The following is a 21,017-nucleotide window of genomic DNA, read 5'->3' as shown; positions in this document are numbered from 1 at the left end:
TCCCGTTCAGACCTTGCCCTTGGCGAACACGCTGCCCGCCGTCACGGCCGCCGTGGCCCGCAGCGCCTCGTCGGCCAGCCACTTGATGTCGAAGCCGGCGGTGTCGGCCCGCACCGAATCCGAGATCGCGTTCATCGGCAGCGCGAGGTTGACCGCACCGGCCAGCTGCGCCGGCTGAACGGCCCTCAGGCGCGCGAGCTCGGCGGCCTCCAGCACCGTGTCGAGCACCGCCTCGAAACTCCAGGCCGCCATGCCCACCTGCGGCGGCACGGCCAGCAGCAGGCTCTGGGGGGGACGGGCGCCCGGCGCGTCGAAATGGAAGGCGATCGCGGCCGTGCTGGTGTGCAGCGGCACGGTCTCGGCCCAGTCGTCGCAGACCAGGCCCGCCAGCAGCGTGTCCTCGTGCACCGACACCAGGCCGTCCGGGCGCAGCAGGGCCACGGCCAGGTCCGGGCGCTGATGGGCCGTGCCGAGCAGCGCGGCCTGCGGGCCGGCCGGCCAGGCCTCGGGCAAGGCCATCCAGGCCTGCTGCCAGGGGGCGGTCGGCGTCGGCCGGGCGGTGGACTGCAGCACCACGAAGCGCCGGCTCGGCAGCGCGCCGACCAGCGCCTCGTGCGCCAGCAGCACGCTCTGCAGCCGCTCGACCCCGTCACGCACCTTCGAGATCTTCGGCAGCCAGCCAGCCACCGCCGCCGGGCGGCCGGCGGTGAGCGTGCCCTGGGCGGCCAGGCTGGCCTGCACCACGGGCGCGGCCGGGCCCATGCTGAACAGCGGCACGACCGGGAAGGCCTTGCCGAAGATCGTCTTCAGCACGTCGATGGCCACGGCCGTCGAGGCGGCGAGCGACGCATCGACCCCCGCGAGCAGCCCGTCGATGCGCCGCTGACGGGCCTCGAGGTCAGCCAGCGCGGCCACCGCGCGGGCCCGATCGGCCTCGTCCCGGGCGGCGCCATCCCGGTCGGGTCGATGCTCCGCTTCCGCCCCCAGCACGCCATAGGGCCGGCAGCGGGCCAGCAGGGCCCGGACCTGCGCCAGGTCGGCCTGGGTCACTGCCGCATCCAGCCGGGTCTGCACCTGCGCCATCGCGCGGCGGGCGGCATCGGCCCGGGCGAACAGCTCGTCGGCCTGCACGCCGGGAAAATCGCCGTCGCTCGAGCCGCGGTCGAAGCGGGGCTCGATCACCGCCAGGTCCCGCCGGGTGGCCGGGCGCGACTGCACCAGCAGGCGCTGCGCCAGCGCGAGCAGGGCCTCGAGGTGCAGCAGCCCGGATTCGCCCGGGCGCTGCTCCTCGATCACCAGCGAGGCCGGGCGGCCCGGGAAACGCTGGCCGAGCGTTGCCCGCAGCGCCTCGACCACCATCAGCCGCAGCCGGCTCAGCCCCTGGATGCCGCCCGCGTCCCCCTCGGCCGGCCCGACCTGGTCCGCGCCGCTGCCCGTGCCCGGCGCGTTCACCGCCATCATCAGGGTCAGCGGCGAGGCGCCGAGCCCGTCGACCCGCACCTCGATGGACAGCGGCTGCAACTCGCCCTCCACCTGCGCCGAGGCCCGCATCCGCCAGCGGCCGGGCGCACCGATCAGCTCGGCCAGCCAGGCATTGACCCAGGGCTCGGCCCGCGCCATCTCGTCGACCGGCCAGCCCTCGGGGGCGGGCGCCCCGGGGTCGAGCAGCAGCACGACCCGCTGGGTGTAGCTGATGCCGTCGCGCGGGCTCAGCACCGACTGCGGCTCGACCGGCTGGGTCTGCTTGTCGAGCGTGGCCAGCGCCGCGGCCGCCCGCTCCATGTTGCCCTGCGCGAGCTGGTGGACACTCTCGGTGATCGAGACGTCGGCCACCGCATCCCACAGCTCGCTCAGCTCGCCGTGCAGCGCCCGCAGGCGATCGAGGTCCGGCGCGGCCACCGCCAGGCCGGCGGCGGCGTGTGCCGTCGCCAGTGCATCGGCCAGCTGACCGGCCGTCAGCGACAGCAGCTTGACGCCGTCGACGACATCGCGCGTGGCGATGACCTCGCTGACCGCCTCGGACGTGCCGTCGGCCCGCAGGCCGGCCGGGCGCAGCGGAAACGTCTGCCGGCCGGTCAGGATGTACTGGCCCAGCGCGGCATCCCTGAGCCCGCGCTCGAAGCGGTAGCCGAGCAGCACCGCCAGGGGCTGGCCCTGCGCCAGGCCCTCGAACAGGTCGCGGGCCGCACGCACCCGGTGCGAGCTCAGGTCGAGCGCCAGCGCCTGGCGCTCACGGGCGTCGCCGTTGTCGTAGCCGCTGCGCAGCACCGCGGCGGCAGCGGCATGGCGCAGCGACGGGGCCAGCAGGTGGCCCCGGCTTTCACGGCGGCCGACCGGGTCGGGCCGCAGGCGCTCGACCCAGCCGAAGGCCCCCACGTGCAGCCCGGTGCGGCGCTGGCCGTCGCTGCCGGCCCGCAGGCGGGCCAGCCGCCGCGTGGCCAGCGAGGTGCACCAGGCGTCGAGCCGGTGGTCGAAGGCGTCCAGCGTGGTCCGCAGCGCCCAGTTCAGTTCGCCGACGGTGCGCCCGCCCAGCTCGTCCAGGCTCGAGCGCACGCTGGCGAGGTGCCGCCCGGGCAGGCGCAGCTTGAGCTTCCAGTCGTCGAGCGCCTCACGCCGGTGGCTCTGGTGCCAGGCGGCGTATTCGACCTTGAGCCCCTCGGCCCGCGCGGCATGGTGGGCCGCCGACGCCTGGCGCGCCACATGGGTGCCGATGGTGTCGTCCCCGGTGCGGCTCGGCAGGCGCAGCGCGGCCAGCTGGCCGCTGTCCTCGATCTCGAGGCCGGCCTCGACCGGTGCCGCGGCCTCGATGCCGAGCGCCCGCGGGGTCTTCATCAGCGACTGCGCCTGCCCGGCCAGCACCGCCTGGCTGACCTGCGTGACCAGCGACAGGTTGCCGGCATCGGCCTCGCGGTCGACCGACCAGGCGAGCAGGCCCTGCAGCAGCGAGCCCGCCTGGCGCATCTGCGCGAACCGGCCCTTCAGGTCGACCCCGCGGTCGATCGCCTGCGCGATCTCGCCGAGGTAGGCCGGCGCCGGGGTCGCCGCGTCCGCCTCGCGGGTGCGCACCTCCGGGTCGGCCATCACCCAGGGCATGGCCGCGGGCAGGCGCGAGGTCTCGGCCTCCATCATCGTCGTGGCCTGCGCCAGGCTGGCCATCGACACCGAGGACACCGTCTGCGCGCCCCAGGCGGCGCTCATCAGCTGCATGAACAGGCCACCGGGCAGCTGCCGCTGCGACTGCTGGAAACGCGCCAGCAGCAGCTGGGCGCTCGAGGCCACCGGCTCGCGCTCGATGCGGCGGTAGCTCACCGCCTGCGCCCAGGGGCCCTGCTGGAGCAGCGCGTGGGTCGTGGGCACCTGGCCATCGAAGCGTGGCACCTGCTCGAGCGCCAGGCGCCACGACGGCCGCAGCAGCCCGAGCACCTGGGCCAGGCCCGATTCGAACGCATCCTGGCCGACGAAACGGCCCGCCGCCACCACCGGCAGCACGCCGTAGGGCTGGGTGTCGATGCGCAGCGGCTGGAGCGGGCCGGCCGGGCGCAGGCAGCTCACCACATGCTCACGCAGCGACTCCAGCGTGCCGGCATCGAGGCGGTGCGGGCCGGCCGGGTCGGACCACATCTCGTGCAGGTAGCTGCCGATCGTGCCGGCATACAGCGCATTGGCCATGTGGCCGCCCAGCGCACCGTCGTCCAGCTCGGCGCCGGGCAGGTTCACCTGCGTGAAGCTGTGCTCGGGCAGGCCGAGGGCAAAACGCAGCGTCTCGACGGCCGAGGTGCCGGGCGCCGGCGGGGTGGGCTGCGCGGCGGCCGGGTCCCGCAGCAGCGAAGGGGAATGGCCGGACGAGCCGGCCGTGGTGTTGTTGGTCGGCGTGCCGACCGGAATGAAACCGATGCCCGCCGAGGCGGCCTGCCCCTCGAACAGCTCGGCGATCTCGGTGGCGGCCTCGTCGGGCGTCAGGGTCCAGTCGACCCCGATGACCACCAGCCGCTCCAGCTCGTCGTTCAGGCTGAAGACCGGCGTGCCGGCGTGGCGGGCCCGGTAGGCATCGACATCGGCCTGCGTGATGCGCACCGCCATGCCCTGGGCCAGGGCCGGCTCGAGGCGGGCCAGCCAGCCGGCTTCGCCGTCGAAGGGGTCGGGGGCCTGCCCGGGCGGCGGGGCTTCTCCGGGTTCGATGATCGGTGCCATCGCCAGCTCGCGGGGCACCGGTGCCCCGAAACGCCGGAACACCACCTGTCCGCCACGGGCCAGGCCGATGACGCCGTAGCGTTCCGGCAGCGCCAGGGCGGTCGGCTGGGCCGCCAGGCGCGAGGCGGTGGCCGGCGCCGGGCCGAAGTCCGGCTCGACGGGGGCGGCCGGCTCCGCCTCCAGCAGCCCGGCATTGAGCGGCCGGGTGCGGTTGACCACATACGCCGCCCGGGGGGCCCGCAGCGTGCGCACCAGATCGGCCCAGAGCGCCTGCGCACGCTGTTCACGCTGGCGCTCGGCCGGCTCGGCGCCGGCCTCAGGCCCCTGGACCGGCCGGTCGAAACGGGCCCGCCAGTAGGCCTGGCCGGCCAGCAGCTCGGCCTCGGTCAGCGCGCCCAGGTGGCGCGAGACCTGGACCGCATCGGGGTAGAGGCGCACCAGCAGGTCCGGCCGGCCCAGCGCGTCACGCAGGTAACGGGTCTCCAGCCGCACCGGCATCATCAGGATCGGGAACTCGCCTTCGAGCGAGGCGAACAGCGCGGCGCTCTGCTCGTCGTCCTCGGCGCGGGCCGCGGCCTGCGACAGCGCCGAGATCGACACCAGCGTCTGCTGCCGCGAGGCCCGGCTCGCCTGGTAGCGGCGTCCCGCCTCGTCGCAGGCCTGGCGGGCCGCCGCGATGGCCTGGTCGTCGGCGGCCCCGGCGATCAGCCGGTCGCGCTGGCGCCGTGCCCGCTCGACCTCGGTGATGGCGCTGCTCAGGGCCGTCCGGTCCTGCTGCCGGCGGGTCCTCAGGGCGGCCAGCTCGGTGATCTGGGGCGGTCTGGGCATGGTGGTCTCACTCGGTGGTCGCGAGGCGCGTGCCCGCGAAATAGCCCCGGAAGGGCCGCTGCAGCAGCGCGGTCGCGACCTGGGCGGCGTGGCTGCCCGCCACCGACAGGCCGCCCAGGCTGCGCCGGACGTTCGACGGCAGCTGACTCTCGGGGGTCAGCCGTACCGACGCCAGGTCCTGCAGCGTCAGGTGCCGACCCACGGGCGTGCCGACGTCGCCCCAGTCCACGTCGAGCCAGGTGTCGGCCGCTGGCGGCTGGGACAGCCCGCTCAGGCGCAGGCCCTGGATCAGCTGGCCACCACCCCGGCGGGTCACCCGGGGCACCTGGCGCGGCGCCTGGCCATCGTCGAAGCCGAAACGGGGCTCGCTCATCGGCTCCTCCAGCACGAACCAGTAGTCGGCCACCCGGGCGGGATCGATCGGGAACAGGAAGAAGGTGATGTCGGGAGGCAGCACACCGGCCCCGACCGGGCTGGTGTAGGTGCGGGTGGCGTCGAACACCGGGGCGCTCTCCCCGGCCCGCCGGTCGACCGCATACAGGTTGGTGTCGGGGTAGCGCCGCAGCAGCTGGCCGCGCACCAGCAGCACGAGCTGCTCGTGGGGCACCGGCTCGACGCCGGGCACCACCGACCGCGGGGCGCCGGCCACGCCCAGCGGCAGCGTCGAGCGCCAGCGGTGGATGGGCTCGATGTCCACGGTCGCCGGGTCGAAGGCGGGCCAGAAGCGCTGGAAGGGCGTGCCCCGCTGGTCGGTCGGGAAGCCGCGCCACAGCAGTTCACGGCCCATCTCGTGGTTGCAGCCCACCAGGAAGGCGTCGACGAACTTCGGGTTGGTCTTGAGCAGCAGGATCGCATCGTCCGGAATGGACTCGACGCCGGGCATGAAGGCGCTGCGGTCCAGCGTGGCCAGCTTCAGGTAGAGCGACTCGCTGATGCGCGGGTAGGCCATCACCCGGTCGAACGACGGCGGCAGCACGTACTTCTCGATCGAGACCAGCTGGCGTGCGGTCAGGCCGGGCTGCTCGCGGCCGAGCTCGAGCGACTGGCCGGCCAGCTGGATCAGGCTGCTGATGCGCCGGGGCACCTGCTGCGCGACATCCAGCGCCTGCGTGGCGGCCGCGACCACCGTGTCGGTCCGGTAGGCCACCGGTTCGATGCGCATGGCGCGAGGCAGCCGCGGTGCGGCCTCGCGCTCGAGGCGGTCGCGCCAGGCGAGGCGGAAACGGTCGAGGGTCGGTGCGTCGTGCACCGGGGGCACGACGGTGATCCCGATGCGGTCGCCGATCCGCCCGGTCGCGGCCGGGCCGACGACCGTGGCGGCCGGAGCGTCGAAGCGGCCCCCGGGGCGCAGGCCGATCTCGACCGGCTGCGGTGGGGCCCCGGGGTCGGCCGGGCGGGCGAGCGTGCCCACCGGCAAGGTGTTGAACAGCGCCTGGTGACCCTGCCGGCGCACCGCCGCGATCGCCACGGTGGCGATGGCCCCGGGCTTGACCCCGCGGGCCAGCGGCGCGCCGCGCGGGCCGGCTGGCGACCGCAGCGCCTTGGCGACTTCCAGCGCACCGTTGCGGGCGTCGACCTTGAGCCCCTGGGGCGCGGCGAGCGAAAAGCCGCGGTCGGTGCGCACGGCCGACAGCAGCACGCCTTCGGGCCGCAGCCGGCCTTCGTCGAGCAGCCCGGCGGCGATGTCCAGCGCCTCCGGGGCGGCCTGTGCCGGCCCGCCGGCCGCCGCGTCCCGGGCCAGCGCAGACGTCAGCTCGTCGATGCGGTTCCAGTGGCGGTCGAGCAGCACCCCCGCGGCCAGCTTGTCGCTGACCGACGGTCGCCGGTAGGCCTCGGGTTTCAGGCCCCGCAGGGCCTGCTGCTCCTGCTGCAGGCCCTGCAGCGACTCGACGCGCAGCCGCAGGCCCAGGCCGGGCACGTCGAGGGTGGCCTGCGGATCCTGCGGCAGCACGAGCCCCTCCAGGGCGCGCAGGCCGCCGATGCCGTCGACCCGGAAACGGGCGACGTCGAGCAGGCGGCCCAGCCGGTCCACGCTGGCGAAGCTGCGGGTCAGCTCGGTGCCCAGCACCGCGCGTGGCGCCGGCTCCGCTCGCCGCATCCAGCCCCGGCCGGCGGCCAGGCCACGGCGCATCGCCGGATCGGCCGCCGCGTCGGGCAGGCTGGTGGTGCGCAGGTAACCCCACAGCGTCAGCGCCGGTCCGGGCTGGCCGGTGTGCATCATGCGCGAGGCGGCCGGGGCCAGGAACTGCAGCCGCCGCTCCGGGCTCAGGTGCTCCAGCCGCTGCACGATGCGACCCAGCGAGCGCACCGACAGATGGGCCAGGCTCAGCAGCCGCTCGGCCTTCAGGATGTCGCCCATCTGCTGCCACGCGGCCTGCATGAAATCCTCCTGGTGGGCCTGCACCACGCGGGTGCCGACCCCGGCGGCCAGGCGCCGCGGCACCGACAGGTTCAGCTCGTGCAGCCAGCGGCTGCGCAGCGCCGGGTTCACCGCATGGGCCCGGGCATGCCAGGCGCCGTAGACGGGCGGGCCGACCAGCGTGACCTCGTGCGCGGCCTGCTCCTCCTCCTCCAGGGCCAGGTTGCGCAGCGCCCGCAGCTCGCCCGCGTTGAGCAGCGCCGCCAGGTCGGCGGCGATCTGCTCGCTCTGCCCCGGCTCGGCCAGGATGCCGGGCTTGAGCGAGAGCATCGCCCCCTCGTACTGCGCCAGGTATGCGGCCCGGACCGCCTCGCGGCCCCCGGCGCGCACGGCCGGGTCCTGCAGCAGCAGGTCCGCGTCGACCTCGACGGGCGCCCGACCGAGCCGGCCGAGGGCCTCGCGGGTGGCCTGATCCTGCTCGGCCGGGGCTTTCAGGCGGCGGGCCAGCGTCTCGAAGTCACCGGCCGGGCCGGTCGAGAAGCTCCAGTGGTGGTAGAGCGGCAGCTCCAGCCCCGAGGCCTGGGCCCCGGACCAGGACCAGGCCAGGGTCTCGTCGGGCGCGACCTTCTGGCCCAGCCCGGCGCGCCGTCCCTGCTCGAACACCGGCACGACGCAGGCGACGTAGGCGGTGTCGGGCTCCAGCCGCCGCGGGCAGATCAGGCGCGACAGGTTGCGGGTCGGCTGGTGCTTCAGGCCGGCGGCGAGGTCGGGCGTCTCGCCGGACGTGCCGTCGTGCAGCACCTGGGCATGGGCCCACATCCAGGCCTCGCCCAGGTCGGGCAGCGGCACCGCCTGCTCCAGCACCACCGACGGCAGCAGCCGGGCGGTGCGCAGGCGCGGCTCGTCGACCTCGCTGCGCTTGAACACCACCAGCGTGAGCCAGGGCGTCAGGCGCTGGCGCGCATCGGCCCGGGCCGGGGTCAGCATCCAGGGCAGGTCGGGGGGATCGAACTCGATCGCGGCGAGGTAGTTGGGTTCGAAATCGTGCAGGTTCGCCCGGGGCTCGAGCCGCACGATGACACGGGGATCGAGCCCCACCACGTCGGCCGGGCCGAGCATCTTCAGGTCGATGCCGGCGGTGTCGTCGTGGTCCTCGCCGACACGGCCCTGCAGCACCAGGCCGACCTGGACCGTGGGCAGCACCGGTCGGCCGAGCACCTGCTGGCTGGCGTGCGCACGGGCCAGGCCGCGTCGGGCCCAGGGCAGGAACTGGTACTCGAGGTGGGCGGACGGGTTGCTCATCACATGCTCCTCAGAGGGTGCCGACCAGCTCGTGCAGCTCGACCACCTGCCACTGGCGGGCCTGCACGCCACTGCCCGCACGGCCCTGCAAGGCCTGGGTCGCCGCCCAGGTGCCGGCCTGTACCGCGGCGACCCGGGCGCCCTGGTCGGCCCGGGCCGTCACCACCATGGGCACGGCATCGGCCACGCTCAGCGGGGCCCGGTCGGCCGGCAGCATGCGGTCGAGACCGCGCAGGCCGCTGCGCGCGACCGCACCGGTGGTGACCATCCAGTCCGTCGCCCCCGGATGCAGCACCGACAGGTGATGCGACTGCAGCATGTCGGCCAGCAGGCCCAGGTGGCCGAGCCCGCCCGGCTGCGGGCTCAGGTCCCGGGTCTCCCAGTCGACCGGGGCGCTCTGCACCGGGCCGAACTCGAACTCGTCGAAATGGAACTTCTCGCCCGCGTCCATCGCCTCGAACGAGGGTTTGGTGAGCTTGTCGTCGTCGGAGACCTTGAAGAACTGGCTGGCCGCGAACTGCTCGCGCTGGCGGCTGCGGGCGGCCGGCACCGGCAGGCCGTCGAAGGTGACCCCGCTGACGGCCAGCTGGCGCGAGCCCGCCACCCGGGCCTCGTTGACCTTGTCGAGCGTGCGGTTCAGCGGCACGCGGCGCTGCGTGAAGGTCAGCGAGGCCATCGGATGGGCCAGCGCATCGCTCTCGCCTTCGCGGCGGGCCACGGTGATGCAGCTCTCGTCGCCCGAAGGCAGCTGCACGCTCCAGTTGTCCCGCTTGCCGGCTTCGCCCACCAGCAGGGCGAAGGCGTTCTCGGTGACCAGCGGGGTGTCGGTGTCCTCGCCCCAGGCCTCGTCGAAGTCGACGTCGACGCTGCCGAAGAAGCCCAGGTCGACCGAGGCCTCACCGCGGATGCGCCAGCGCCCGGGCCCCTGCAGCAGCCCGCGCAGGCTGACCCCCAGCCCGATGCCGAAGACCTCGGCATGGGCCCAGGCACGGAACTCGACATCGAAACAGAAGCGCGGCTGCAGGTAGCAGATCGCGTCGAAGCCCAGGCCGGCGTCGAAGGAGGCCACGCCGACGTCGCCCCAGACCTTGACCTCGAAGCCGCCCTGCACGGTGGCGGCGGTGATCGCGAAATAACCCTTGATGCTGATGCCGATGATGCCGATCGAGAACCCCGCGCCGATGCGGTCGAAAGGCATCGGCACGTCGGGCGGGATGTCGGCGAAACGGGGATGGAAACCGCCGGCGGAGATCAGGAAGGTCGGCTTGTCGCCGAACACCGCGCGGAAGGCGAACTGGCCGGTGATCGAGATCAGCGCGACCCGCGAGTCCCGCAGCTTGCCGTCGAAGGCGATCTTGAACGGATCGAAGACGATGCTGCCGACGAAATCCAGCTGCAGCAGCACGATGGCCAGCTGCTTGTCCACCAGCGGCGGGATCTGGATCACCAGCTGGCCCAGGATGGCGATCTGGCTGGCCTCGATCAGCACGCCCATGCGCAGCGACACCAGCGTCGGCGTGCCCCAGCCCACCTCCAGCATCGGCCCGAGCACGAAGCCACCCGGCTTGAACGGGAACAGCGTCGACAGGGTCTGGAAGATCTGCGGCGCGTTGCCGGCCACGTCCTTCGGGAACAGCACCGCGTCGAGCCCGCCGTTGCCCAGCTCGCGGGCCATCGCGCCGGTGTCGGTCGTGTGCTGCACGCCGATCAGGCCGCCCACGCCGGTCAGCACGAAACCCCAGGACAGCTGGATGGGCGGGAAGTTGCCGAAGATCAGCAGCAGCAGCGACCACTGCCCGCCCGGGCGGCGGGTGTTGAGCAGGCCCAGCGCCTTGACGCCGATGCCGGCGATCTTCAGCTCCAGCGCCCCCTTGTACTCGCCGGCCTCGAAGTCCAGCGACAGGAAGCCGCCGCCCTGGATCGGCCCGCCGGCCAGCGACAGGCCCATGCCGGTGGGCGGCTTGAGGGCCAGCGTCGTGCTGCCGTCGGCCGTGACGATCTGCAGCCGCGCGCCGATGCGCTCGACCGAGGCGCTGAACGGCCCGAGCTGCAGCGCGCAGGAGATCGACAGCTCGGCCTCCAGGCGGGCGAAGTCGTCCTTGGGCTCGAGCGCCAGCGTGATGAGCTGCAGGTCGAACGGCCCGGCGGGCAGGCGGTCGATCGGCAGGTTGACCCGCAGGCCGTTGCCGTCCTTCAGGCGCAGTCCGCCGGCGCCATCGGCCAGCGCCTCGATGTCGAAGGCCACCTCGATCCGGTGGCCCAGCACCGCACCGAGCAGCGTGGGGTCGATCTGGTCGATGTCGAGGATCAGCTTGCCGCCCTTGAACTTCAGCGTCACCGACGGGGCCAGCTGGGCCTGGCCGGGCGGCCGCTCCAGCCGCAGGCCAGCACCGAGCTCGTCGAGCTGGAAACGCACCACCGGGTGATCGGCCGGCACCTGGAGGCCGAACACGCCGGCGTCGCCGGAGGCGGCCTTCAGCGTGAGCCCCAGCGCCATGCCCAGCGGCCGGGCCGGGTCCTCGCTGACCGGTGGCTGGCCGGCGTCCCAGCGCACCTGCAGCCCGCCGCGGGCCTTCAGATCGAGCGTGAGCTGGTGCTCACCTTCGGTCATCTGCCGCTGCAGGTCGACCCCCATCAGGAAACGCACGCCCCGGGCGGGGTCGAAGCCGGTGATCTCCAGCTGCCCGGTGCTGCCGGGCTGCGGGGGGGACTCGACCAGCGTGAAGCGGGGCATCTGCGCGGCGGCCACGCCGAAGGCGCTGCCGGCGACGAAGTCGGCCCAGTCCTTGAGCTGGGTGGCGGGATCGTCGGCGAAGGCCTTGTCGAGCACCGCGCCGAGCAGCAGCGTCTGCACCCCGAGCGTCGACGAGGTGCGCATCAGGCGGGCTGGATCGGCATCGACCAGCCGGGCCAGCTGGCGGGCGCGGGGCACGCTCGCATCGCCGGGCAGCGCAGCCAGCACGTCACGCGACAGCGTCAGCAGCAGCTTGCCCAGGCCGAAGGCGCTCGGGTGGACACGGGCGCCGCCGGCGGCGCGGCGGATCTGCTCGATCAGCGAGCGGATCGCCTCCCTGGCCTCGCCGAGCTGGCCCCCGGCGATGGCGGCGATCGCCGTCTTCAGCGGATCGATCGCGACGAGGGCCTCGCCGACGACGATCGCCGCGATCGACAACGATCGGCCGGACACCCCCGGCTGCCGGAAGGCGCCGGGCAAGGCCGGTGGAGGCGCCACCGCCGGGTCGACCGGATCGGCCAGGCTCCAGAGCACCTTGCGCAGCAGGTCCCGCTGCGCCACGTCCGCCACGTCGTCCAGCGATCGCTCGACCGCTTGCACGAACCATGCGTGAACCCGCTCGAATGCCATGTCGGCCATGCGCTGCTCCCTGTCCGGACCCGCGACCGTGCGAAGCGGTGCTGTCCGATGCAGGGGCCGCAGGCCCGGATGCACGTCATCGGCGAGACGGCTTCAGATCACGGCGCATCATGCGCGTGCTCTTTCCGTCCGGAATGAAACGATACACAAACTTGCGAAATGGCAAATTCGTAACCTGGGTGACCGCAGGCGGATCCCTCCCCTGCCGGGCCAGGATCGCCGCAGTGGCGGCCGGTCTTCAGCGGCTGGCGGCCGGGCCCAGCAGCTGGACGCCCAAGGCCTCGGCGGCCTCGATGCCGTCGACGCCGGCCGACATGATGCCGCCCGCATAACCGGCACCTTCGCCCGCCGGGTACAGGCCCCGCACGTTCAGGCTCTGGTGGTCGCGGCCGCGGTTGATGCGCAGCGGCGAGGAGGTGCGGGTCTCGACGCCGGTCAGCACCGCGTCGGCCATCGAGAAGCCCTTGATCTGGCGCTCGAAGGCCGGCAGGGCCTCGCGGATCGCCGCCAGCGCGTAGTCGGGCAGGCTGGCGCGGCCGGGCTCGGACAGGTCGGTCAGGTTCACCCCGGGCTTGTACGAGGGCAGCACGCGGCCGAAGGCCTGGCCGGAGCGCGGGCCGCGCTGGTTCTTGATGAAGTCCCCCACCAGCTGGCCCGGCGCGACGTAGCCGCCGCCGCCCAGCTCGTAGGCCCGCGACTCCCACAGGCGCTGGAAGGCCATGCCGTCGAGCGGGTTGACCGGCCCTTCGCCGAGACCGTCCTGGCGGTAGTCCTGCGGCGAGATGCCCACCACGATGCCGGCGTTGGCATTGCGCTCGTTGCGCGAGTACTGGCTCATGCCGTTGGTGACGACCCGCTCGGGCTCGGACGTGGCCGCCACCACCGTGCCGCCCGGGCACATGCAGAAGCTGTAGACCGAGCGGCCGTTGCGGGCGTGGTGCACCAGCTTGTAGTCGGCCGCGCCGAGGATCGGGTGGCCCGCGTTGGGGCCGAAGCGGGCCTGGTCGATCACGCTCTGCGGGTGTTCGATGCGGTAGCCGATCGAGAAGGGCTTGGCCTCCATCATCACGCCGCGCCGGTGCAGCATCTCGAAGGTGTCGCGCGCGCTGTGGCCCAGGGCCAGCACGACCTGGTCGGCGCGGATCTGCTCGCCCGAGGCCAGCGTGACCCCGCGCACGTGGCGCTGTCCTTCATCGCCCTCGATCAGCAGGTCGGTGACCTGCTGCTGGAAGCGGATCTCGCCCCCCAGCGCCTCGATGTCGGCGCGCATCTTCTCGATCATGCTGACCAGACGGAAGGTGCCGATGTGCGGCTTGCTGACGTAGAGGATCTCCTCGGGCGCGCCGGCCTTGACGAATTCGGTCAGCACCTTGCGGGTCAGGTGGCGCGGATCGCTGATCTGGCTCCACAGCTTGCCGTCGGAGAACGTGCCTGCCCCGCCCTCGCCGAACTGCACGTTCGATTCGGGCGTCAGCACGCCCTGGCGCCACAGGCCCCAGGTGTCCTTGGTGCGCTCGCGCACCTGCTTGCCGCGCTCGAGCACGATCGGCCGCAGGCCCATCTGGGCCAGGATCAGCGCGGCGAACAGGCCGCAGGGCCCGAAGCCGATCACCAGCGGGCGCAGGCGCTCGCCGCTGGCGTGGAAGTCGGCCGGCGCCCGGGCGACGAAGTGGTAGCTCGTGTCCGGGCTGGGTCGCACATGCGCGTCACCGGCCAGGCGCTGCAGCACCTCGGCCTCGTCGGCCAGCTCGCAGTCGACGGTGTAGATCAGCACCACCGCGCTCTTCTTGCGCGCGTCGTAGGCGCGCCGGAAGACGGTGTGGCCGGTCAGGTCCGCGTCGCTGCGCAGGCCCAGCCGCGCCACGATCGCGGGCCGCAGCGCGTCCTGCGGATGGTTCAGCGGCAGACGGAGTTCGGTGATGCGCAGCATGGTCGGCGACTACGGGCAGGAAATCGGGTCCAGAAACGACAAGACGGCCGTCGAGGCCGCCCTGGGGTGCGCAGGGGCCGACAGGGTCAGCCTCGCCTGCGGCAAGTCAAGCTCAGCCGCCCTTCTTGGCGCGCTTGCCCGGGTTCTTCTTGCTGCGGGTGTGCGAACCACGCTCCAGGCTGACCTTCTGGCCACGGCCAGCGGTGTAGGCGACGCCCACGGGTGCGGGAGGACGCGGCGTGGCGACGCGGTCGGCTTCGGTCTTGATCTTGTTGCCCATGAGTGGCTCCGGTGGACGGTAAAAATATTCGAACCCCGGATTAGGCCACAAGTTGAACCCCGAACGAAACGCCGTCATGCGGGAAACCGGGCCCGTGACCCCGCGGGTCCACTTCATAATGCCGCTCCTGTCTACCGGACCCCGAGATGGCCACCACTGATCCTGACGGCGCTGGTCGCCTCCTGCGCCGCTGGCTGATGCTGGCCGGGGCCGCCCTGGCCCTGCTGGTCCTGCTGCTGGGCATCGCCGCGGCGGTGATCTACCCGCAGCTGCCGGCCCTCGACAAGGTGACCGACTACCAGCCCCGGCTGCCGTTGCAGGTGTACACGCGCGACGGCGTGGAGATCGCGCAGTTCGGCTCCGAACGCCGCCAGTACCTGCCCATCGGCGCCATCCCCGAGCGCATGCAGGACGCGCTGCTGGCGGTCGAGGACAGCCGCTTCCGCGAACACCACGGGCTGGACCCGATCGGCATCGCCCGGGCGGTGGTGGCCGCGCTGACGGGCGGCATGCGCCAGGGCGCCTCCACCATCACCCAGCAGGTGGCGCGCAACTTCTTCCTGTCCTCGCGCCGCACCTTCGAGCGCAAGTTCAAGGAGGCGCTGCTCGCGCTGAAGATCGAGCAGCAGCTCGACAAGGACCAGATCCTCGAGCTCTACATGAACCAGATCTACCTGGGGCACCGGGCCTACGGCTTCGGGGCGGCCGCCCAGGTCTATTTCGGCAAGCCGCTGGACCGGCTGTCGATCGCCGAGTCGGCGATGCTCGCCGGCCTGCCGCAGAACCCGGCCTACGCCAACCCGATCAGCAACCTGGCGCGGGCGACCACGCGCCAGCAGGTGGTGCTCGCGCGCATGCTGTCCGAAGGGGTCATCAGCCAGGCCGAACACGACGCGGCCCGGGCCGAGAAGCTGGTCATCCGCTCCAGGCTGCAGGTCGAGGTGCATGCCGAGCACGTGGCCGAGATGGCGCGCCGCGCGGTGTTCGAGCGCTATGGCGAGCGGGCCTACACCGAAGGCTTCCGGGTCTACACCTCGCTGGTGTCGACCGACCAGCAGGCCGCCTGGGCGGCGCTGCGCCGCGGGGTGCTCGACTTCGACCACCGCCAGACCTGGCGCGGCCCCGAGGCGGTGGAAGAGCTGCCCGACGACCTCGAGGCCGGCAGCCCGCAGGTGGCGCAGATCCTCAGGGACCACCGCGATGACGCCGAGCTGCGCGTGGCGCTGGTGCTGCGCGCCAGCCCGCGCGAGGTGCAGGCCCAGCTGGCCAGCGGCGAGCTGATCCGCCTGAGCGGCGAGGGCCTGCGCTGGGCGCTGCCCGCGCTGGGCGCCAAGGCCGCCGCGCCGCTGGCCCTGGGCCGGGGCGCGGTCATCCGGGTGGTGCAGCAGCCGCGCGGCGGCTGGGCCATCAGCCAGTGGCCCGAGGTCCAGGGCGCGTTCGTCGCGCTCGACCCCGCCACCGGCCGGGTGCGCGCGATGGTGGGGGGCTTCGACTTCACCCGCCAGCAGTTCAACCATGTCACCCAGGCCTGGCGCCAGCCGGGCTCGAGCTTCAAGCCCTTCCTGTACTCGGCCGCGCTGGAACACGGCGTGATGCCCACGACGCTGATCAACGACGCGCCGCTGAACCTGCCGGGCCAAGAAGGCTGGGACCCGCAGAACTCCGACGGCCGCTTCGACGGGCCGCTGACGCTGAGGCAGGCCCTGGCCCGCTCGAAGAACCTGGTGAGCATCCGGCTGCTGCAGCACGTCGGCCTGCCCGACGCCCGCCAGTGGGTCAGCCGCTACGGCTTCGACGCCGCACGCCAGCCCGACAACCTGACCTTCGCGCTCGGGGCCGGCAGCACGACGCCGCTGCAGCTGGCCGGCGCCTATGCCGTGCTGGCCAACGGCGGCCACCGGGTCGACCCGCTGGTGATCGAGCGCATCACCGATGCGCAGGGCCGCACGCTGTTCGAGACCCCGCCGGCCCCGGCGCTGGGCGAGGACCTGCGGGTCGTGCCCGCGCGCAACGTCTTCATCACCGACAGTCTGCTGCAGGAGGTCACCCGCAGCGGCACCGCCGCCCGGGCGCAGGCCCAGCTCCGGCGCAGTGACCTGTACGGCAAGACCGGCACGACCAACGATGCGGTCGATGCCTGGTTCGCCGGCTTCCAGCCCGGCCTGGTCGCCGTGGTGTGGATGGGCTACGACGAGCCGCGCAGCCTGGGCAGCCGCGAGTCCGGCGGCGGCCTGTCGCTGCCGATCTGGATCAGCTTCATGGAGCGTGCGCTGCGCGGCGTGCCGGAGCAGTCGCCCGCCGTGCCCGACGGGGTGCTGCAGGCCGGAGGCGACTGGCGCTACGGCGACCTCGCGGAGGGCGCCTACGTCAGCGCGATCGGGCTGGAGCCGGCCGCGGCCGTGCCCGCCCCTCCCGCCGAAGAGGCGGCCTCGACGCCGGCCACGTCCGTCGCGCCGGCCAGCACGCCCTGAGCCGGCTGGGGCCAGGGCACCTGCATGTCGTCGAGCGCGCGCAGCCAGTCCAGCGCCACGGCCATCGGCATCGGGCGCGCGATCAGGTAACCCTGGACCTCGCTGCAGCCGGTGTGGCCCGCCAGGGCCAGCTCCTCGACGGTCTCGACCCCTTCGGCCACGACATGCAGGCCCAGCGACAGGCCGAGCTGGGCGCAGGCCCGCACGATCGCCTGCCGGCTCGGGTCCTGATGGGCGGACGCGATGAAGGCCCGCTCGATCTTCAGCTCGGAGAACGGCAGCGAGGACAGCTGGTAGAGGCTGGAGTAGCCGGTGCCGAAGTCGTCGATCGCCAGGTTGAAGCCCAGCATGCGGATGCGTGCGGTGTTCTCGATCACCGAGACCAGATCGGCCATCGCATCGGTCTCGGTGATCTCGACGGTGATCCAGCTCGGGTCGAGCCGGGCGTCCTCGACCACCTCCACCAGCCGGCGGCAGAACTCGACCTTGGACAGCGAGGACATCGACACGTTGATCGACGCGCTCACGGCCATGCCTTCGCCCAGGCAGCGGGCGACGAAGGCCACGGTCTGCCGGGCCATGCTCAGCGTGGCCTCGTCGAGCAGCTGGTGGGCGCTCAGCGCCGAGATCAGCCGGTCGGGCATGATCAGCGCACCGGTCGGATCGTGGGCGCGCATCAGCGCCTCGAAACCCACCACCTCGTGGCTGCTGAGCCTGACCTTGGGCTGCATCCACGGCACCAGCGTGCCCAGGTCGAGCAGCGCCTGCAGCTCCACGCGCTCGAGCAGCGGCGGCGCGGCCGGGCGTGGCCCCCGGGCCCGGCGGGCCTGGAAGCCCGCCATGCGTGCGGCGATCCTGTCCGGGTCGATCGGCTGTTCGGCGAAGCCGGCCAGCTGCAGCCCGCAGGCGTCGGCCAGCGCCATGGCCGCCTTGATGACCGCCCGCTGCTGGCGGCTGACCAGGAACAGGGCCGGCGGGCGAGGCAGGCGCGCCAGCGCACGGATCAGCAGCAGGCCGTCACCGTCGCGGAAATGCAGGCCGCTGACGACCACGTCCACCGGCTCGGCGACCTCGGCCAGCCCTTGGGTGGTCTCGGCCAGGGTGTGCGTGGTGCGCAGGATGGACCAGCCCGCCAGGCTCAGTGCCTGAGCCACGGCCAGGGCCCCGGCCGGATCGCCGATGGCGATCCATGCCGAGCGGGATGCCGCAGCCGGGGCCGGGCCGCCGGCTTCAGGACGGGAGCGGGAGTGCATCGCAGAGATCCTTCACGTCCTTGAACGAGATGGGCTTGATCAGCAAGCCGTCGAAGCCCGAGGCCAGGATCCGCGCCCGCTCCTCGGGCATGCTGTGGGCGGTGTAGGCGACCACCGGCAGCCGCGTCAGGCCCAGTTCCTGGCGGATCGTCTGGCAGACCTGCTCGCCACCGATCCGGGGCATGCGCAGGTCGAGCAGCACCAGGTCGAAACCGCCGTCGCGCAGCGCCTGCAGCGCGGCCTCGCCGCTGTCCAGCGCCACGGTGGTCCAGCCCAGCCGCTCCAGGAACAGCGCCGCCAGGCGGCTGTTGAGCTGGTTGTCGTCCACCACGAGGGCGTGCCGGCGGGTCGTCATGCGGTTTCTTCCTCGAGTCGTGCGGGCGAGCCCGACAGCGGCAGCCGCAGCACGACGGTCGTGCCGGCGGCCGAGGTGGCCTCGATCACCAGCGTGCCGCCCAGCAGCGCCGTCAGTTCATGGGCCAGCGGCAGGCCCAGGCCCGCGCCCTGGGCGGGATGGACGAAGGCGGTCGTGGTCGCATGGAAGCGGGTGAACACCGAGGCCATCACCGACTCCGGGATGCCGCAGCCGGTGTCGCGGACCTCGATGACGAGGTCCTGCCGGTCGGTGCGGGCCGACACCGTGATCGAGCCGCTCTCGGTGAACTTGATGGCGTTGCCCAGCAGGTTGCCCAGCACCTGGGTCAGGCGGGTGCCGTCGGTGCGGATGCTGGCCGGGCAGTCCGGCCGCTGGTCGAGCCGCAGCTGCAGGCCACGGGCCTGCGCGTTCACCGCATGCAGCGCATGCACCTGCCTCAGCAGGGCCGGCACGTCCACCGGCACGGGATGCACCGTCATGCGGCCCGACTCGATCTTGGCCAGGTCCAGGATGGTGTTGACCAGGTGGTGCAGGTGCTGCGCGCTCTGGTAGATGATGCCGCCGAACTGGCGCGACTGGGCGTCCTCCGAGGTCTCGTGCAGCAGCTCGGCATAACCCAGGATGCCGTTGAGCGGCGTGCGCAGCTCGTGCGACACCGAGGCCAGGAAGCGGGTCTTCATCTGGTTGGCCGCCTGCGCCTGCCGCTTGCTGTGCTGGAGCTGGCGCATCAGCGCGTCCTGCAGGCGGGTGCGCCGCACCAGGCCGGCGACGAAGCCGATGATGACCAGCGTCACCAGCGCCGCGCCGCCGAGGTAGGACATGCGGCGCTGCCGCGACTCGGCCAGCACGTCCTCGCTGCCCATGCCGGTGAACACGAGCAGGCCGTAGTCGTCCAGCGCCCGGTAGGCCCAGACCCGGTCGATCTGGTCGATGTGGCTGGCGACCCGCACGGTGCCGCTCTTGTGGCGCATCGCCTCCTGGAACAGCCGGCCGGCGCTGACGTCCTGGGCCGCCTGGTCGCTCTGGCCGGTGGCCCGGGCGCGCACGATGCCGTCGTAGCCGACCAGCGTGATCGTGCCGTGCGGGCCGAGGTTGACGTCACGGTAGAAGCGGGTCAGGTAGCCGGGCGACAGCGACAGCACGACCACGCCGCCGAAGCCGCCGTCGGGCGGGCTGATGCGGCGGGTCAGCTGGATCGACCACTTGCCCGAGACCCGGCCCAGCACCGGCTTGCTGACGAACAGGCGGTCCTGCGCACGCTCGGCGTGGATGCGGAAATGCTCGCGGTCCCGCAGGTCCACCCGCTGGAAAGGCTGGGAGGACTTCGTCACGAAGCCGTCGGGGCCGATGATGGAGATCAGGTGGAAGGTCGAGTCGATGATCGCCTTCTGCTTCAGGTAGCCGCCGATGTCGAGGGACTGACCTTGGTCGGCGTATTCGGACCGCACGAAGCGGATGGCCTGGTCGGCGCCCTCGAGCGTGCGGGCGGTGTGCTCCGAGAACGCGCGGGTCAGGTTGCCGAGGTTGACCTCGGCGTTCCGGATGGCCTCGTCCGCCTCGCGTCGGACCTGATAGAGCAGCACCGCCCACAGCGCCACGATCAGGAATCCGGAGAAGCAGATCAGCGGCCACGAATGGCGCATCGCCGCCCTCCAGGACGCCGGCCGGGAAGGCAGCTCCGGCACGGCAGGCGCGAGTGAATCGGTGAGGTGAGGCATCCGTGCGATCGAGTGGACGGCCCGGATCACTGACGCCAGTGCGGGCCTACGCCAGCCTATCGGCAGCATGCCCCGGAACTTGAGGTGCGGGCCATGATGCCGGTCCCATGAAAAACGGCGGACCCGTGGTCAGGTCCGCCGTCTGAGTCGGTGCGTGGCCCTTGCGGAAGGGCCGAGGTTCAGTTCTTCGTGGCGATCAGCAGGTTCGCGGCCGAGCCGTCCGCCGTCACGAAGGCAAACGAGGCCTTGGTCTTGGCCGTGTCGAGCGTCGCGATGCCCGACCAGGTGTTGCTGGCGCCGGCACAGGTTTCCGTGACGTTCAGGTTGTAGACCGCGACGCCCTCCGGACGGGTCAGCACCGTGCCGGCATAGGTGCAGCCGGTGGTGTCGGTGCCGCTCAGCGCGCCGTTGGTGGCGACGGTCCAGGTCACGACCACGGCACCACCCCCGACGGAGCCTTGCCAGGCTCCCGCGAAATCACCCTGCACGGCTGCCGTCCTGTAGCGGCTGTTGTAGGTCATGGTGCTGGCCGTGGTCGTGGTGGCGCCGCTGACCTGCACGCTGGTTGACAGCGACGTGCCGGCCGAGGCCGTGCCCGACAGGCTCACGTCGCGCACGGCGGCCGGCGAGAAGGTGTAATCCTTGCCGCTGCCGCTGTAGGTCGTGCCCGAGACCGACAGCTGGCCCTTGACCAGGCCGACCAGGGTCGTGGTCGTGGCCGTGTCGGTGCGCAGCACCGTCCAGGCCGTGCCGTCGTTCAGCACGACGCTGTCGGCGTGGGTGGCGCCGTGCAGGTCCGTCCCGGTCAGCGGACCGGACCAGAAGCCTTGCAGATCACTCAGTTGCAGGGAGGCCGCGGGGGCATCGCCCCCACCGCCGCCGCAAGCCGCCAGGGACAGTGCCAGGGCGGAAACCAGCAGACGAAATTTCATGACG

Annotated in this window: 10 protein-coding genes; 1 reads left to right on the top strand and 9 read right to left on the bottom strand. The window is 72.8% G+C overall.

Annotated features, from left to right (window positions below; genetic code table 11):
- Positions 1 to 6: 6 nt before the first annotated feature.
- The 5 genes from C7444_RS15570 to C7444_RS20310 form a co-directional block, all read right to left on the bottom strand.
- Positions 7 to 5,019: a hypothetical protein gene (locus tag C7444_RS15570; protein ID WP_110401776.1), complete on the bottom strand. Its 5,013-nt coding sequence runs from the start codon at positions 5,017 to 5,019 to the stop codon at positions 7 to 9.
- Between the two features lie 7 nt (positions 5,020 to 5,026).
- Positions 5,027 to 8,680, bottom strand: a complete 3,654-nt coding sequence (locus C7444_RS15565) for a hypothetical protein (protein WP_110401775.1) — start codon at positions 8,678 to 8,680, stop codon at positions 5,027 to 5,029.
- Between the two features lie 10 nt (positions 8,681 to 8,690).
- Complete coding sequence (locus tag C7444_RS15560) at positions 8,691 to 12,053, bottom strand: DUF6603 domain-containing protein (protein WP_110401774.1); 3,363 nt, start codon at positions 12,051 to 12,053, stop codon at positions 8,691 to 8,693.
- A 238-nt stretch (positions 12,054 to 12,291) separates the two neighbouring features.
- Positions 12,292 to 13,983, bottom strand: coding sequence for an NAD(P)/FAD-dependent oxidoreductase (locus C7444_RS15555; protein WP_110401773.1), 1,692 nt, complete (start codon positions 13,981 to 13,983; stop codon positions 12,292 to 12,294).
- 112 nt (positions 13,984 to 14,095) lie between these two features.
- A complete protein-coding gene (locus C7444_RS20310) occupies positions 14,096 to 14,263 on the bottom strand; it encodes a hypothetical protein (protein WP_170130775.1) in 168 nt (55 codons plus the stop codon).
- A gap of 146 nt (positions 14,264 to 14,409) precedes the next feature.
- Between C7444_RS20310 and C7444_RS15550 the strand changes: the two genes are divergently transcribed.
- Positions 14,410 to 16,734, top strand: a complete 2,325-nt coding sequence (locus C7444_RS15550) for a penicillin-binding protein 1A (RefSeq protein ID WP_110401772.1) — start codon at positions 14,410 to 14,412, stop codon at positions 16,732 to 16,734.
- On the opposite strand, the gene C7444_RS15545 is transcribed toward C7444_RS15550, so the two are convergent.
- From C7444_RS15545 to C7444_RS15530, 4 genes are all read right to left on the bottom strand, one after another.
- Positions 16,626 to 17,987 (bottom strand): EAL domain-containing protein, encoded by a 1,362-nt coding sequence (locus C7444_RS15545; RefSeq protein WP_110401771.1) that lies wholly within the window; start codon positions 17,985 to 17,987, stop codon positions 16,626 to 16,628. The genes C7444_RS15550 and C7444_RS15545 overlap by 109 nt on opposite strands.
- Complete coding sequence (locus C7444_RS15540) at positions 17,965 to 18,342, bottom strand: response regulator (protein ID WP_110401770.1); 378 nt, start codon at positions 18,340 to 18,342, stop codon at positions 17,965 to 17,967. Before C7444_RS15540 ends, C7444_RS15545 begins: the two co-directional genes overlap by 23 nt.
- On the bottom strand, positions 18,339 to 20,006 hold the full coding sequence (locus C7444_RS15535) for a sensor histidine kinase (RefSeq protein WP_110401769.1): 1,668 nt from the start codon (positions 20,004 to 20,006) through the stop codon (positions 18,339 to 18,341). The genes C7444_RS15540 and C7444_RS15535 overlap by 4 nt, the downstream gene beginning before the upstream one ends.
- A 254-nt stretch (positions 20,007 to 20,260) precedes the next feature.
- On the bottom strand, positions 20,261 to 21,013 hold the full coding sequence (locus C7444_RS15530; RefSeq protein WP_110401768.1) for a hypothetical protein: 753 nt from the start codon (positions 21,011 to 21,013) through the stop codon (positions 20,261 to 20,263).
- Between the last annotated feature and the right edge of the window lie 4 nt (positions 21,014 to 21,017).

This window comes from Sphaerotilus hippei, assembly GCF_003201595.1.
Taxonomy (GTDB): Bacteria; Pseudomonadota; Gammaproteobacteria; order Burkholderiales; family Burkholderiaceae_C; genus Sphaerotilus; species Sphaerotilus hippei.
This window is presented reverse-complemented; position numbering and strand designations above follow the sequence as displayed.

Bases quoted from the DNA above. Each gene is read 5' to 3' on its own strand.
- C7444_RS15550 (WP_110401772.1), top strand. From the start codon at position 14,410: ATGGCCACCACTGATCCTGACGGCGCTGGTCGCCTCCTGCGCCGCTGG.
- C7444_RS15545 (WP_110401771.1), bottom strand. From the start codon at position 17,987: ATGCACTCCCGCTCCCGTCCTGAAGCCGGCGGCCCGGCCCCGGCTGCG.
- C7444_RS15535 (WP_110401769.1), bottom strand. From the start codon at position 20,006: ATGCGCCATTCGTGGCCGCTGATCTGCTTCTCCGGATTCCTGATCGTG.
- C7444_RS15565 (WP_110401775.1), bottom strand. From the start codon at position 8,680: ATGAGCAACCCGTCCGCCCACCTCGAGTACCAGTTCCTGCCCTGGGCC.
- C7444_RS15555 (WP_110401773.1), bottom strand. From the start codon at position 13,983: ATGCTGCGCATCACCGAACTCCGTCTGCCGCTGAACCATCCGCAGGAC.
- C7444_RS15530 (WP_110401768.1), bottom strand. From the start codon at position 21,013: ATGAAATTTCGTCTGCTGGTTTCCGCCCTGGCACTGTCCCTGGCGGCT.
- C7444_RS20310 (WP_170130775.1), bottom strand. From the start codon at position 14,263: ATGGGCAACAAGATCAAGACCGAAGCCGACCGCGTCGCCACGCCGCGT.
- C7444_RS15540 (WP_110401770.1), bottom strand. From the start codon at position 18,342: ATGACGACCCGCCGGCACGCCCTCGTGGTGGACGACAACCAGCTCAAC.
- C7444_RS15560 (WP_110401774.1), bottom strand. From the start codon at position 12,053: ATGGCCGACATGGCATTCGAGCGGGTTCACGCATGGTTCGTGCAAGCG.
- C7444_RS15570 (WP_110401776.1), bottom strand. From the start codon at position 5,019: ATGCCCAGACCGCCCCAGATCACCGAGCTGGCCGCCCTGAGGACCCGC.